This window comes from Flavobacterium pectinovorum (genome assembly GCF_900142715.1).
GTDB lineage: Bacteria > Bacteroidota > Bacteroidia > Flavobacteriales > Flavobacteriaceae > Flavobacterium > Flavobacterium pectinovorum.
The window spans coordinates 296727-311265 of sequence record NZ_FRBX01000003.1 but is presented as its reverse complement, the minus strand read 5'-3'; the positions used below and the strand labels follow the sequence as shown (position 1 = coordinate 311265).

The window sequence follows — 14539 nt, the reverse complement described above, 5'->3', positions numbered from 1 at the left end:
ACCTAAAAAAGTAACCTTAAAATCGTACCAACTTAGAATCTCAGAACCTTAGCAACTTAAAAACTAATATTGTTCATTAGAATTAGGGAAATCACTAGATTTCACATCAGCAGCATATTGACCAATTGCTTTTGTCATTTCTTCGTAAAGATTTAGGTAACGACGTAAAAATCTTGGACTAAATTCGTTGTTCATTCCCAACATATCGTGAATAACCAAAACCTGTCCGTCTACGCCGCCTCCGGCACCAATTCCGATAACAGGAATCGAAATGCTTTTTGCTACTTTTTCGGCTAAATCAGCAGGGATTTTTTCAAGAACAATACCAAAACAGCCAATTTTTTCAAGCAATTTAGCGTCTTCAATTAGTTTGTCTGCTTCTTCTTCCTCTTTGGCACGAACACTGTAAGTTCCGAATTTATAGATAGATTGTGGTGTTAAACCCAAGTGTCCCATAACCGGAATTCCTGCATTTAATATTTTTTTGATAGATTCTTTAATTTCTTTTCCTCCCTCTAATTTTACTGCATGACCACCGCTTTCTTTCATGATTCTGATGGCAGAACGTAAAGCTTCTTTCGGGTCAGACTGGTAACTTCCAAAAGGTAAATCAACTACAACCAAAGCTCTTTCGATAGCACGAACTACAGACGAAGCATGGTAAATCATTTGGTCTAAAGTAATTGGCAAAGTCGTTTCGTGGCCCGCCATAACATTTGAAGCTGAATCTCCAACCAAAATCACATCAACTCCGGCAGTATCAACGATTTTTGCCATTGTATAATCGTAGGCCGTTAGCATAGAGATTTTCTCTCCGTTGCTTTTCATTTCGATTAACGACTTTGTAGTGATTCTTTTATAATCTTTTTTTGCTACTGACATTTTGTTTTTTGTTTTTTTTGAAGATGTAAAAGTATTGAATAATTATAGATTGAAATCAGCAATAGAAGAATATTTCAATAAAAAAGAGCTTTCCGTCTTTGAATTCTATTCTAAATTCGCTGTCTTCAAATTGCAGGGAGTAGGAATGTGGTGCTTTGATAGAAGCTGTTATATAAGTGCCGTATTTTTCGATAAATGCTTTTTCAGTTATTGTGTTATCTAAAACCGAATTGGCATTCAAAATCATTTTATTATTTTCATTGATAAAAACCTTTACAATTTCAGCTTTGTTTTGTTTTTCATCAACAGAAACTTCTAAATCCGGATAATAGTAAAACAAATCACTTAAATAAACACCACATTCATCGCCTATACTGGCTGTTTTTGCAGGTTTTCCAAAGGTTTTAACCAATTCTTTTTGAGTAAGAAACAAAGATTTTGTTTTAATACCTTTCAAAATAAATTCGGTTTTTTGCGTAAAAGCAACAATTTGTTCCGGTAATTTATGTTTGTCTAATCCTTTGGCAATAGACACATTCAGTTCTGTATCAGCAATTAGTTTAGGGTCGTTCAATTGTTTAACAACTTCAGAATATCTTTGATATGCAGGAGCTAGTTTTGAATAATCGCTGTTCCAGGCCAGTTCTACAATTCGTTCGGCAACAGTTTTTCGTTCAGCAATTGCATCAGGATTCAGTTTGTCGAACTCTTTGATTAAGGTATTAAAATCAGGTCTTTTGCCAATGAATTTTCTCAGTGTAAATTTTGCATTTTCATAGTCAAAATTTCCACCAATATTCACCCATTCGTCTTGATTTTTAGGAAGATAATTTACCGGAACAGGATCTCCGGTAAACAAAATTTCTTTAATTTTTGAAGTTTTATCAGGAAGTGCCCTTGCTTTTAAACCCGCCACCAAAACAAAAAGATGATTTCCGCCATAATATTGATCACCGCCTGCCAAAACAGGATTTTCGTTATCAACAGTTTTAATGTCGGCAGCGTTTAATCTTGTTCCCACAAATTTTTCAGGAACATATCCTTCAGATAAATTATCAGCTTTTACTTTGTACCAGCCATTTTCATTTTTAGATAATAACTGAACTTCGGCACCATATTTAAAATAACCTAAAAATTCAGCAGAAGTACTTGTCGAAGTATACAATCGGGTATCTGAATTTAAAAAATAACGTTCCTGGGCTTGTAGTAAAATAGAGCAAAATAATAATGCTGCTATAAAGTGGTATTTTTTCATGTAGTATTTTTTGTCGCCACGAATTTCACGAATTTTTAATTCGTGGCAAACTTTTATTTAGCAATCCGCCATATTAACAGCAATAGCAAGCCCCCCTTCAGAGGTTTCTTTGTATTTTGAATTCATATCTTTTGCCGTTTGCCACATCGTATTGATTACTTTATCCAACGGAACTTTTGCATTTTTAGAATCGGTTTCTAAGGCCAATTCTGCAGCATTTATCGCTTTTATGGCGCCCATTGTATTTCTTTCAATACACGGAATTTGTACCAAACCACCAATTGGGTCGCAGGTTAAACCAAGATGATGTTCCATTGCAATTTCGGCAGCCATTAAAACCTGGGCAGGAGTTCCGCCCATTAATTCGCAAAGTGCTGCAGCAGCCATTGCTGACGAAACACCAATTTCGGCCTGACAACCGCCCATTGCTGCAGAAATAGTAGCTCCTTTTTTAAAGATACTTCCAATTTCTCCGGCAACCATCAAAAATTGTTTGATTTCTTTTTCGCCTGCCTTATGGTTTTCAATCACCAGATAATACATCAAAACTGCCGGAATTACACCAGCGCTTCCGTTTGTAGGTGCTGTAACCACACGGCCCAAAGAAGCATTTACTTCATTTACAGCAAGTGCAAAACAGCTTACCCATTTTAATATCTGGCGAAATTTCACTTCTGTTTTTCTGATTTCTTCCAACCACGTTTGCGGATCAGAATAATTTGATAGTCCAATTAAACCCTGATGCATATCAAAAGCTCTTCTGCGCACATTTAATCCGCCCGGAAGAATTCCTCCTGTATGACAGCCAATGTACATACATTCGAGCATACTGTTCCAAATACGCATTAATTCCGAATGAATTTCGGCTTCAGGACGCATTGATTTTTCGTTTTCATAAACAATTTCAGAAATCATTTTGTTTTCTGAAACCGTATAATTTAAAAGTTCAACCGCATTTTGAATAGGGAACGGAAAGGCACATTTTATTTCTTCTTTTATTTTGGCATTGGTACGTTCTTCTTTCACCACAAAACCACCTCCGATAGAATAAAAAGTAGATTCGTATTCAGAGTTATCAGCTTTGTAAGCCGTAAATTTTAGGCCATTGGCATGAAAAGGGAGAAAGTCTTTATTGAAAACAATGTCCTGAAGAAAGTAAAACGGAATCGTAATCTGGTTGCCCAAAACGATTTCATTTTTGGTTTCGATCGATTTGATGATTCCTGCAATATCTTCAATGGGAATATATTCGGGATCCTGACCGCTTAAACCGAGCATAACTGCTAAATCTGTAGCATGGCCTTTTCCGGTTAAGGAAAGAGAGCCGTATAAGTCGACCCTGACTCTGGTAGTTTGTTCTAAAATAGATTCGTCTTTTAACTCTTTTAAAAAACGTTCTGCGGCGCGCCACGGACCTAATGTATGGGAACTCGACGGGCCAACACCAATTTTAAGCATATCAAAAACAGAGATACATTCTTCCATTGTTCAATTTTTATTAAGACAAAGATAATTGAATAATGCAACGAACGTGAATATTTAATTGTTAATGTTGCGGTTTTGTTAAAAAAGATATTAAATTTTAATAATTTGGCAATGAAATAAATTTAATTGCTTAATATGCGGTTTTCGTAAAGAGTTCGAGGTTTTTTTAGGTATTTTTGTAATGAAACAATCACTAAAAAATCCGGTTTTTTTAACTTTTAAACAATCGGATAAATAATAACTTCTGATATGTTTTTTCAATTTTTAGAAGCCTTTTTTACGAAAAAATTGAAATACCACAAAGAAGATAAAATCACATTATGATAGAATTTTTCAAGCATTTATTACAAGAATTCGAATTACCGCTTAACAATCCAGTATTAATTTTCTCGTTGATACTTTTCATTATTCTGCTGTCTCCAATTTTACTAAAAAAAATAAACATTCCCGGAATTATAGGGCTTATAATTTCTGGTGTAGTCATTGGTCCTCACGGGCTTAATATTCTTGCCAAAAGCTCGGCAGTTGATTTGTTTTCAACCATCGGACTTTTGTATATCATGTTTATCGCCGGTCTCGAACTCGATATGAACGAATTTAAAGCCAATCAAAATAAGAGTTTATTATTCGGTTTTTTTACTTTTATTTTCCCCTTATCCATTGGTTTTCCTGTTTGTTATTATTTACTTCAATATGATTTTAATGCCAGTTTTTTAACGGCGAGTATGTTTGCCACACACACTTTGGTTGCATATCCAATTGTGAGTAAAATGGGAATCTCAAAAAATCAGGCGGTTGCCATTACTGTTGGTGGAACAATTTTAACTGATACTGCTGTTTTGATTATTCTTGCCGTAATTATGGGAAGCGCTCAGGGGAATCTAAATCAGGCTTTTTGGATAAAGTTAGGCGTTTCGCTGGCTATTTTCTCAGCCATTATGTTTTTGGTTATTCCGAGAATTGCAAAATGGTTTTTCAAGAAATTAGAAAGTGAAAAACACGCCCATTATATATTTGTACTTTCAGTCGTTTTCTTCGCCGCGTTTTTAGCCGAAGTAGCAGGAGTAGAGCCTATTATTGGTGCTTTCGTTGCCGGTTTGGCATTAAATCCGTTAATTCCGCATTCATCTGCATTGATGAACAGAATTGAGTTTATTGGTAATTCATTGTTTATTCCGTTTTTCCTGATTTCTGTGGGAATGCTTGTTGATATCAGTGTTATTTTGAGCGGACCAACAGCTTTAATTGTTGCCGGAACATTGAGTGTTGTGGCTATTTTTGGAAAATGGTTTGCGGCCTTTTTTACGCAAATTGTTTTTAAATACACAAAGACAGAAAGACAGCTTATTTTCGGATTGAGTAGTGCGCACGCTGCAGCAACTCTGGCGGTAATTTTGGTAGGTTTTAAAGCGAAAATTTTAGATGAAAATATATTAAACGGAACTATTATTTTAATTCTGATTACGTGTATTGTGGCCTCTTTTGCTACAGAAAAAGCAGCTAAAAAAATTGCCATTTGTGAAGAAGAAGTTTCGCATGAAGATACCAACAGAGATAAGATTCTGGAAGAGCATATTTTGATCCCGCTGGCAAAAACTTCTGCAACATCGAGTTTGCTGGATTTTGCACTTTTAATAAAAGATAAAAAATCTGCCAATCCGGTTACTTTGCTAACGATTGTTCCGAATAATGATCAGGCCGAAAAAAATATTTTAAGATATAGAAAAGCTGTTGATAAATTTGTAATTCAGGGTTCAGCATCTGAAGTAAAAATCAATACCATTGCCAGAATCGATCATAATCCGGCGAGTGGAATTGCGAGAACTTCAAAAGAAATCATGTCGGATATTGTGATTGTAGGCTGGCCGAGAAAAACAGGTTTCCTGGATAAAATTTTTGGAGAAAACGTAGATTCGATCATTAATAACGTAGACAAAAGTTTATTTATCTGCCGATTTGAAAAACCTTTTATTGAAGAAAAAAGATTGGTATTTATTTGCCCGCCTTTTTCAGAAAGAGGAGTTGGATTTCAGCTTTTACTTCAAAAAATCTGCCGATTATCACAGGAATTAAGTATTCCGATTGTGATTTATGCCGAATATAAAACGCATCAGTCTATTATGCAGATTGCTGCTAATTTGAAACTTAGCGCAAAATTAGGATTCAAGAGTATTTTAGATTGGGAAGATTTTGAAGCTATTTCAGATGAAATTAAACCAACTGATTTAATTGCTTTTAATTTATCAAGAAAAGGTTCTGTTTCGTATCAATCTATTTTTGATAAATTACCACAGAAATTCGAAAAATCATTTGAAGAAAATAACCTGATTTTGGTTTATCCGCAAGATGATAATAAAGTAACTTCTATGGATGCTTACGAAGATTTTACCGCTACGCCATTGACAAAAGGTCTTGAAGCTATTGAGCAGATTGGTAGAGGTTTAGGAAGTATTTTGAAGAAGGGATAATTTTTTTAGGATAGAATAAATGAAAAGAAAATTGCTGTTAATTTCGTTGATATTAATAACTTTTGTGACAACCGGACAAAATAAAATGAAAAAGGCTGAAGAACTTATAGATAAAAAAGATCCAGGCTGGGTAATTGTTGAAAGCTGGATTAAAACTGCAAAAAATAAGGTTGAGATTTTACCTGTTGATGAATTAAAAGCAAAAGAAGCATTATTTCATACCCAGGTTACAACTCGTTCCCCAATGGGAGCAATTGTTTTTATGACAGGAGGTCTTTTAATTGATGATGGCTGGATTAGAATTTTAGGTTCAGGAAATTCAAGATTTAATCGAACACTTCCGGATTGGAATAAAGGAAAATCATTTAATGAGTTTGGTGAAACGCCACCTTTTTTATTAATTGCAGATGATGCAATTGGTGGTTTTTATCTATTGAACGGAGGAGGATTAGGAACCGATGTAGGTAAAATTTATTATTTTTCTCCTGATAATCTCGAATATGAGCAACTTGATATTACGTATTCTGAATTTTTAGAATTTTGCTTTAATAATGATTTAGATAAATTTTATGAAGGTAACAGATGGAATGGATGGAGAGAAGAAGTTTCAAAATTAAAAGGTGATGAAGTTTTTAATTTTTACCCTTTTCTTTGGACAGCAGAGGGAAGTGACATTAATAAAAGTTCGAGAAAGATAATTTCAATTCAGGAACAATATAGCTTAAATTTAGATTTACGAAAACAAATTGGTTTCGAAAAGTAATTTTGAAAAACTATAAAAATGAATCACAAAATCAAATCAATACGGCCTTTTATTGGTGCTAAAGATTTCGAAATATCAAGAAGCTTTTATCGTGATTTAGGTTTTGAAGAAACAGTTTTAGAAAGTAATTTTTCTGTTTTTAAAAGTCAAGAAACGGCTTTTTATCTTCAGGATTATTATACAAAAGACTGGATCGAAAACACGATGATTTTTCTTGAAGTTGATGATGTCGATCGTTATTATGACGAACTTTTAGCCTTAAATCTTCCCGAAAAATATGAAGGTGTAAAACTTACTCCAATTCGTAATTTAGATTGGGGAAGAGAATGTTTTCTGCACGATCCGTCGGGTGTTTTATGGCATTTTGGAGAGTTTAAATAAAAAGTTTGCCACGAAGGCACAAAGGCACAAAGGTTTTTTTACAATTTGAATTAGTGAAAATTTGTGAATTGCTTCGCCTGTTCGCTGTCGCTCGGGCCGTGGCGAAAAAAACTTATATATCAAAATCGTGTAAATGAATTGTGTTATTTTCTCTCTGATACCAATCATTATAAACTAATTCTACTTTATCAACTGTAAATTCCCCAAAATTATAATCTCGGAATTTCTCTGCAACTGCAATTAATTTCTCCGGATTTTGAAGTTTTTCCTGAAAACGCATTACAGTCGAATGCGCGGTTGAAATAGCATAACGACTATCAATGCTTTGCTGTAAAGTAGATTTTTTAAAATTCTCACGAAGTTTGTTTCGTAAATTATTCAGGCTTTCATCAGCAGGAAAACCCTGAATCATTAGGGCAGAAGGCGAAGCTGTTACGCCTCGAAATTCAATTTTAATTTTGCCTAAATTAATTAAACTTTCCTGTATGACTTTGATGTAATCCTCAATTGAAATTTTATCTAAAGTAAAACCTTCATAACACGAAATAATCGACATTAGCGTAATATGAATATCAGCATCAGGATAATAATATTGTGTGGGTTCAATCGCCTTTAATTCGTTTAAAAACAACTGAATATAGGCTTTAATTTTCTCGCTTGGGCGAATGAGTAACGTAATACCAAAACGGGAATCTGAGGGATTATTGATTTGAGAATCTAATTTATAATTTCCGGCTAAAATAGCTGCTGCAGATTTTTTGTAAAGTTGATTGTAATGTTCGCTTAAATCCATTGAAAGTTATTTCTTTTTCGCTTTTTCCAGATTTTCTTTCACTCTGAATTTTACAATTTTGGTAATCAAATCAAACGGCATCGGTTTATCCAAAGGAAATTGCACAGAACCTTTTCCGGATTTATATTTCGAAAGTTCTTCTTTAAATTCTTCATGACCGCTCGGCAACGCATACAAGCCAATATGATTTTTAAAAGCGGCAAAATAAACTACAATTCCGTTTTGCTCAAAAGCCGGCATCGAATAACTGATTTTTTCTTTAGCATCCGGCGCTGCTTTCTGAATAGTCTCTCTTATTTTCTCCAGAATTTCCTGAACGTCATTTGGAAATCCGCCTATATATTCGTTGATATTTGCTGGTTTCTTCGTATCCATTTTTATATTTTGTTGTTTTAGTTTCAGGTTTCAAGTTTCAAGTTTCAGGTTCTGCGAGAACTTGAAACTTGAAACAAAATAAACTTGAAACTTTTTTTAAGCCAGACCTTTCGGGAATCTGTCTAAAACAAGATTTAGTAAAATATGGTGCTCTAAGTAAGCTTTTGCTCCGGCTAAAACTAAAGTAAAACCTTCGGTAGAATTTCGAACCTGATCGATTATTTTGTCCGTATCTCCTTTAAAACCAGAATTGGTGATGCTTACAAAAGTTTCATTTTCGTTTAATGGCGTAAAAACCCATTCAACTATAGTGCTTTCATCAGGATTTCCCCATTCGACCACAATTTTTTTATTTTCCTGCAAAACATGTGTCGTAACCATTAATGAAAATCCATACATTTCCCATGTCCATTCTGTTTTTTCATCTTGTTTCAGTTTTCCTGAACCTTTTGTAAACCAAAATTTACTGGTGATTTCGGGATCAATAAAAGCCTGAAAAACTTCTGAAACAGGTTTTCTAATCAGCATTTCGGCTTTTGCGAATTTATTATTTTCTGTTTTCATCTTTTGGAAGTTAGATGTTATTTGTGAGAAGTTATATGTTAATGAGTAAAAGTTGAAATGTAAATATAAGGCTAATTGTTTAATTTTAAAAGTAAAGCAAATCACTCATAACTCAAAAATCATAATTACAACTCCTTTTTCTCAATCCATTTTCCAACAGTTGGTGCTGTATAATTCTTCATTTGATTTAATAAATCATCAATATTATCACTTACCAAAAGCATTTTTTGATTAACATCTTTCAATAAACCTTTTTCAACCATTGTTTTGGTTAATTCAATAAGAGAATCATAAAATCCATTGATGTTTAAAATGGCGATTGGTTTTTTGTGTAAACCCAATTGTGCCCAGGTCAGCATTTCAAAAAGTTCCTCCAAAGTTCCAAAACCACCCGGAAGCGCAATAACACCTTCGCATAAATCGTTCATTTTGGTTTTTCTTTCGTGCATGCTTTCAACAAAAATCAATTCGGTAAGACCCAAATGCGCTATTTCTTTTGATCTTAAAAAATCAGGAAGAACACCAATTGCTTCTCCGCCGGCATTTAAAACCCCATCGGCTACAGCGCCCATCAAGCCTACGTTTGCACCGCCGTAAATTAATTTGATATTTTCTTTTGCCAAAGTTTGTCCGAGTAAAACGGCTTGTTCTTTGTAAATTTCTTCGGTTCCAAAACTAGATCCGCAAAAAACAGTTATGCTTTTCATTGTTTATTTGTTAAATGTTATTTGTTAGAAGTTAAAAGTAAAATGTTATTAGTGAGAATTTAAATTATTGATATTGTCAAACTCATAACTCATAACTTTTTAATTAATTCGTATTCATAATGAATTACATCAACTCCATTCATATTAAAATTGACTTCGTTTATTTTTTCTGCTCCAAGCTTTAAAACGGCTTTTTGCGAACGGAAATTTTGTTCTGCAACATGAAAAATTACCGAGCTTAAATGCTCAAAAGCGTAATCGATCATTAATTTTTTTAAAGCTTTATTATAAGGCCCGCCCCAAAATTTTCGGGTAATAAAAGTAAATCCAATTCCCACACTTGATTTTTCGGTGTTGTAGTCGTAAAATCTGGATGTTCCCATAACTTCGTTGGTTACTTTATCCAAAATTAAAAAAGCACCTTTTGAGTTTATAGCGCCATCAAAAAATGGTTTAAAAACTTCTAATTTATATCTGTCTTTTATCGGATATTGTTCCCAGATTAAAGGATCTGAAGCTGCCTCATGAAGTTCTTTAAAATGATTTTCCTGTAGCGGAATTAATTTTATAATGTCGTTTTCTAAAACTTCCGGTTGTAAATTGAATGTTGTCATGTTTTTTGTTTTTTTGCCACGAATTGCACTAATTTGCTCGAATTAAAAGTTTTTTTACAAAGTTTGTCATTTCGACGAAAGGAGAAATCACACTCGGAAATCGACAAAGATTGGCGACAAGCTTTGTAGAGTTTCTTACGAAGATCCTTCCTTCGTCAGGATGACAAAAATGATGATAAAATCCGCATTAATCCGTGTTTTCGCTTGCGAATCCGCGTCATCCGTGTTCTATTTTACGCTATCAAATCTTTTTTATTTGCACACAGGAAACATTCTCCATTTTAACTTCTTTACCCACTTTTTTAAGTAATCCTGTTATTTGATTTCTTTTAAAAACAATCACGTTTCCTGAAATAACATTTGTGGCGATCAGAAATTTTCCACTTTCATCAAGGGCAAAAATTCTGGGATGTTTTCCTAAAGTCGATTGATAACCAATGTTTGTTAAAAGTCCGTTTTCATCAATAGAAAAAATAGCAATATTGTTTTCTTTACCGCGATTTGTGGCATACAGAAATTTTCCGTCTGGCGAAATATGAATGTCAGAACTTTCAAAACCTTCTTTGATTTTATCAGAATGCGTGTTGATGCGCTGTATTTTTTGTAAAGCTCCGTTTTCATATTGATAAACGCTGATTGCGCCAGCCATTTCTTCAATACAATAACCAAATTTTTGATTTGGGTGAAAAGTAAAATGCCTTGGCCCGGCTTCTAAATCAGTTTTTGTAAACGGATTTTTGGTTTCGGTTAAAGGCTGTTTTTTCGTTTCATCAAAACCGTAACAACGAATTTTATCAGCACCTAAGTCAGGTAAAAAGAGATAATCAAATTGCGGAGAAAACACAGCCGAATGTACGTGCGATCTGGTTTGTCTTTCTTTATTAATACTTCCGTCGCTATATTGAAAATTCTGCGCAAGCGAATCGATTTTCCCATTTTCTAATAATGGATGAACCGAAACGCTTCCTTCTGTATAATTGGCATTTACGAGCCATTTCCCACTTTTATGAACCGAAACATAAACCGGATTTTCTCCGCCGCTTTTTTGTTTGTTTAAAAACGTCAGGGATTTATTTTCAGGATTAAATTCAAAACTGCTCACATTCCCGTCGTTAGGCGTTTTCGTTTCCGTACAGGCGTAAACGTACTTTCCGTTTGGAGAAACCGTTAAATATGATGGATTAATAACGTTTTTTGCTGCAGTTATCTTCGTCAGTTTTCCGTTTAAAGTATCTAATTGAAATACTTGTATCGATTCTGCTTCTTTGTTTTTGTTGTATGATCCCAGAAAAACGTAGGTGTTTTGAGAAAAAACATGAATTGCTGTGAGAAAGGATATTGCGAAAAAGAGAAATTTTAGTTTCATATTCTTTAATTATAATATTTGTTATTCTGTTAAGAGAACTCCATCTTTGTCGGGTTATTTGTCAAGATTCCTTGTTCCACAGAATGATAAAAATTGTGACAACTTTGCGTTTCAAGGGATTAAAATCCCTAGCTACAAAATAAATCATTCCTACGGAATTTTATAAAGAGTTCCGGAGGAACGTATCATATTGTAGGGATGGATTTTAATCCGTCTTTCGCAATGAAATTTGATATAATTTAAAAGTTGTTTTAGTTTTTCAAGCTAAAATCTGCAATCTAAAATTTTAATTAACTCCTTTCCACCATTGTTTAAATTCCTGTTTTTCATTTTTCAATTCGACTTTTTCTCCAATCATTGGTGTAATTAACGGAATTGGATTTTCTGAATTGGCATTCAATTCTGTTACTTTTATAAGAGGTTCATCCCAAGGATGCAATGCTAATGCAAATTTCGATGAATGCACAGGAAAAACCCTTTTTGCATTCAGATCTTTCATGGCTTTTATTACATCTTCAGGCAGATTATGAATGTATTTCCACGCCGGATTATATTGACCGTTGTCGATAAGTGCAATATCAAACGGGCCAAATTTATCTCCAATTTGTTTAAAGTGAGAATCGTAACCGCTGTCGCCGCCCAAATACATTTTAAAGTCTTTGGTTTCTAAAACAAAAGAAGTCCAAAGTGTATTACAACGCTTAATGCTTCTGCCAGAAAAATGTCTTGACGGTGTGGTATATAGCGTTAAATTCTCATCTAATGTTATTTTTTCATGCCAGTCTTTTTCGATAATATTTTCCACAGGAAATTTCCAAAATTCAAAATGAGAACCAACGCCAAGTGCGGTGATTATTTTTTTAATTTTCGGTTTCAATTGCATGATGGTTTTATAATCTAAATGGTCATAATGATCGTGCGTTATCAACAAATAATCAATTTCCGGAATATCATCTACGGTGTAAATATCAGTTCCCTGAAACGCTTTTGTAGTTCCGTAAATAGGAGAGGCGTTGCCGCTGAAAACAGGATCAATTAAAAAACGTTTTCCTGAAAGCTGAATGTAATAAGACGAATGCCCAAACCAAACCATAATATCCTGATCTAACGAAATTTCATGTAAATTGGTTTTTACAGAAGGAATGATATCAGTCGGAATTTTTCGGTCTACTTTTTTAAAGAAGAATTGCTTTAAAATATCAAAATAACCATAACCTTCTGCAAGTTCAGGCGTAAAAGAGTTATTTTCAAATTTCCCATTTTTATATTGAGGTGACTTTTGTATTAGAGCCAGTCTTTCACCGGAAGGTTTTTTTCCAAACCTTGGATGTAATAAAAAATACATAAGAACAGAAAGTAAAATAATTAATAGCGTAATGACCATGATTTTTAATTTGAGGGGTATAATGTATTTAAGTTTTTAACCGAAAGTGAAATCATTTTCTTTAGAATTTCAGGATCAATATCTGCTAGTTTTTTAAAATAAACACAAGCTTTGGCTACTTTGTGTTTGCCGAAATTAGGGAGCAGTTCTTCTTTATTTTCATCTGTTAAACAGGCATAAAAGGAAAAAGCATCTTTTCTTGGCGAAAATCCAACAAGCGGTGCATCGCCTTCGTGTCCGCTGGCATATTTGTAATGATAACTACCGAAACCAATAATACTTGGCCCCCACATTTTGGCGTCGAAACCCGTTTGTTTTTGCATTATTGTAATGAGTTCAAAAGAGTCGTTTCTTTTTGTATCATCTTCAACAGCGTTTATAAAATCGGTAACACTGGTTTCTGTTTGTGTAGTTTTATTTTTTGCCATAACGTTTTATTTTTGACGCAATAAATCGCTTTTAAGTAATATGTTTTTGATCTTAAATTCAGAAGCATAAAACAAGTCGGAATTTTCATTCATCTGGTTTTCCATAACGATCAGGCTCACATCACTTTCCGGAAAATATAAATTTACTGAAGAAAATCCATCGCCAAGTCCCGTATGTCCAATATATTTTACAGGTTCTTTTTCGATAATTCGAATGCTGTAACCGTAACCTTCTTTTTCTTTTCCAAAGAAATTATGTTGTGATTGTGCAGTCGGTTTTATGAGTAATTGATAGGATTCAGGTTTTAGAATTTTTCCTTTATGAAGATTATTGTTCCAGATTGCTAAATCGTTTACGGTCGAAATAATTCCATCAGCACCTAAATTTTCAGGTGTTATTAGCGATTCTTTGACAGACTCGTATGTGTTTTTATCATTGATGTATCCGGTAGTTAGATTTTGAATTTTGTCTGGATTATAAGCAAAAGTATTCTTCATTTGAAGTTTTTTGAAAAGTGCATTGACCACTTCGCTGTAACTTTTATTCGAAGTATGCTCAACAATTTGACCAAGAAGGCTATAGCTTGCGTTTCCGTAATGAAAATTAGTTCCGGGCTTAAATTCCAGAGGTTTATTGATGTCCACAATTCCGTGTGTATGATTTAAAAGTTGATGAACCGTAACAGAATCTGCCCAGCTTTGGGTAAGTTCAGGAAGGTATTTTTTGATTGGATCCTGTAAATTAATTTTTCCTTTCTCAACTTCTAATAAAGCCAAAACAGCGGCAATTAGTTTGCTGTTCGACATAATTTCGAATTGGCTGTTGATTGTTATAGGTTTTTTAGTTTCAAAATTAGTAAAACCATGCGCTTTATTGTACAACGTTTTTCCATTTTTAGAAATAAGAATTACACCATTAAACTTGGGGTCAGCAACTTTAATGAAACTGTCTATTTTGGTAGAATAATCATCTTTTTTTTGTGCAAACGAATTGCAGTTGGAAAGTAAAAAAGCGAAAAATAATAAAGATAAAATTCTTGAAATAGAGTTCATTTTGAAGTTAGGAGTTATTAA

15 protein-coding genes are annotated in these 14539 nt (G+C 33.7%); 3 read left to right on the top strand and 12 right to left on the bottom strand.

Translation table 11 applies throughout. From position 1 onward, the window contains the following. Positions 1 to 63 precede the first annotated feature (63 nt). The 3 genes from panB to BUE22_RS12020 are packed head-to-tail and all read right to left on the bottom strand — an operon-like array spanning position 64 to position 3622. The gene (panB, locus tag BUE22_RS12030) at positions 64 to 882 is read right to left on the bottom strand and encodes a 3-methyl-2-oxobutanoate hydroxymethyltransferase (protein WP_073395243.1); all 819 of its coding nucleotides are present in this window, start codon (positions 880 to 882) and stop codon (positions 64 to 66) included. A gap of 55 nt (positions 883 to 937) precedes the next feature. Further along, on the bottom strand, positions 938 to 2137 hold the full coding sequence (locus tag BUE22_RS12025) for an SH3 domain-containing protein (RefSeq protein ID WP_073395242.1): 1200 nt from the start codon (positions 2135 to 2137) through the stop codon (positions 938 to 940). Between the two features lie 57 nt (positions 2138 to 2194). Continuing rightward, positions 2195 to 3622: an L-serine ammonia-lyase gene (locus BUE22_RS12020; protein WP_073395241.1), complete on the bottom strand. Its 1428-nt coding sequence runs from the start codon at positions 3620 to 3622 to the stop codon at positions 2195 to 2197. Between the two features lie 320 nt (positions 3623 to 3942). On the opposite strand from BUE22_RS12020, the gene BUE22_RS12015 reads away from it, so the two are divergent. From BUE22_RS12015 to BUE22_RS12005, 3 genes are read left to right on the top strand one after another with little or no spacing between them, the layout of a single operon-like run. Beyond that, complete coding sequence (locus BUE22_RS12015; protein WP_073395240.1) at positions 3943 to 6090, top strand: cation:proton antiporter; 2148 nt, start codon at positions 3943 to 3945, stop codon at positions 6088 to 6090. A gap of 19 nt (positions 6091 to 6109) precedes the next feature. Beyond that, complete coding sequence (locus BUE22_RS12010) at positions 6110 to 6853, top strand: DUF2625 domain-containing protein (RefSeq protein WP_208611230.1); 744 nt, start codon at positions 6110 to 6112, stop codon at positions 6851 to 6853. Between the two features lie 18 nt (positions 6854 to 6871). Then, complete coding sequence (locus BUE22_RS12005) at positions 6872 to 7234, top strand: VOC family protein (protein WP_073395239.1); 363 nt, start codon at positions 6872 to 6874, stop codon at positions 7232 to 7234. A 112-nt stretch (positions 7235 to 7346) separates the two neighbouring features. Here BUE22_RS12005 and BUE22_RS12000 read toward each other — a convergent pair whose 3' ends face one another. From BUE22_RS12000 to BUE22_RS11960, 9 genes are all read right to left on the bottom strand, one after another. Then, entirely contained in the window at positions 7347 to 8027 is a 681-nt protein-coding gene (locus tag BUE22_RS12000) for a 2'-5' RNA ligase family protein (RefSeq protein ID WP_073395238.1), read from the bottom strand. Between the two features lie 6 nt (positions 8028 to 8033). After that, positions 8034 to 8402 (bottom strand): iron chaperone, encoded by a 369-nt coding sequence (locus BUE22_RS11995; RefSeq protein ID WP_073395237.1) that lies wholly within the window; start codon positions 8400 to 8402, stop codon positions 8034 to 8036. 96 nt (positions 8403 to 8498) lie between these two features. Continuing rightward, the gene (locus BUE22_RS11990) at positions 8499 to 8966 is read right to left on the bottom strand and encodes an SRPBCC family protein (protein ID WP_042563066.1); all 468 of its coding nucleotides are present in this window, start codon (positions 8964 to 8966) and stop codon (positions 8499 to 8501) included. 125 nt (positions 8967 to 9091) lie between these two features. After that, positions 9092 to 9673, bottom strand: coding sequence for an LOG family protein (locus tag BUE22_RS11985; RefSeq protein WP_073395236.1), 582 nt, complete (start codon positions 9671 to 9673; stop codon positions 9092 to 9094). Positions 9674 to 9762: 89 nt separating this feature from the next. Then, positions 9763 to 10287, bottom strand: coding sequence for a GNAT family N-acetyltransferase (locus BUE22_RS11980; RefSeq protein WP_073395235.1), 525 nt, complete (start codon positions 10285 to 10287; stop codon positions 9763 to 9765). A 241-nt stretch (positions 10288 to 10528) separates the two neighbouring features. Continuing rightward, a complete protein-coding gene (locus BUE22_RS11975; protein ID WP_073395234.1) occupies positions 10529 to 11653 on the bottom strand; it encodes a lactonase family protein in 1125 nt (374 codons plus the stop codon). A gap of 286 nt (positions 11654 to 11939) precedes the next feature. Further along, on the bottom strand, positions 11940 to 13037 hold the full coding sequence (locus BUE22_RS11970) for an MBL fold metallo-hydrolase (protein ID WP_073395233.1): 1098 nt from the start codon (positions 13035 to 13037) through the stop codon (positions 11940 to 11942). 5 nt (positions 13038 to 13042) lie between these two features. Then, entirely contained in the window at positions 13043 to 13465 is a 423-nt protein-coding gene (locus tag BUE22_RS11965; RefSeq protein ID WP_073395232.1) for a DUF1801 domain-containing protein, read from the bottom strand. Between the two features lie 6 nt (positions 13466 to 13471). Beyond that, positions 13472 to 14518, bottom strand: a complete 1047-nt coding sequence (locus BUE22_RS11960; protein ID WP_073395231.1) for a serine hydrolase domain-containing protein — start codon at positions 14516 to 14518, stop codon at positions 13472 to 13474. Between the last annotated feature and the right edge of the window lie 21 nt (positions 14519 to 14539).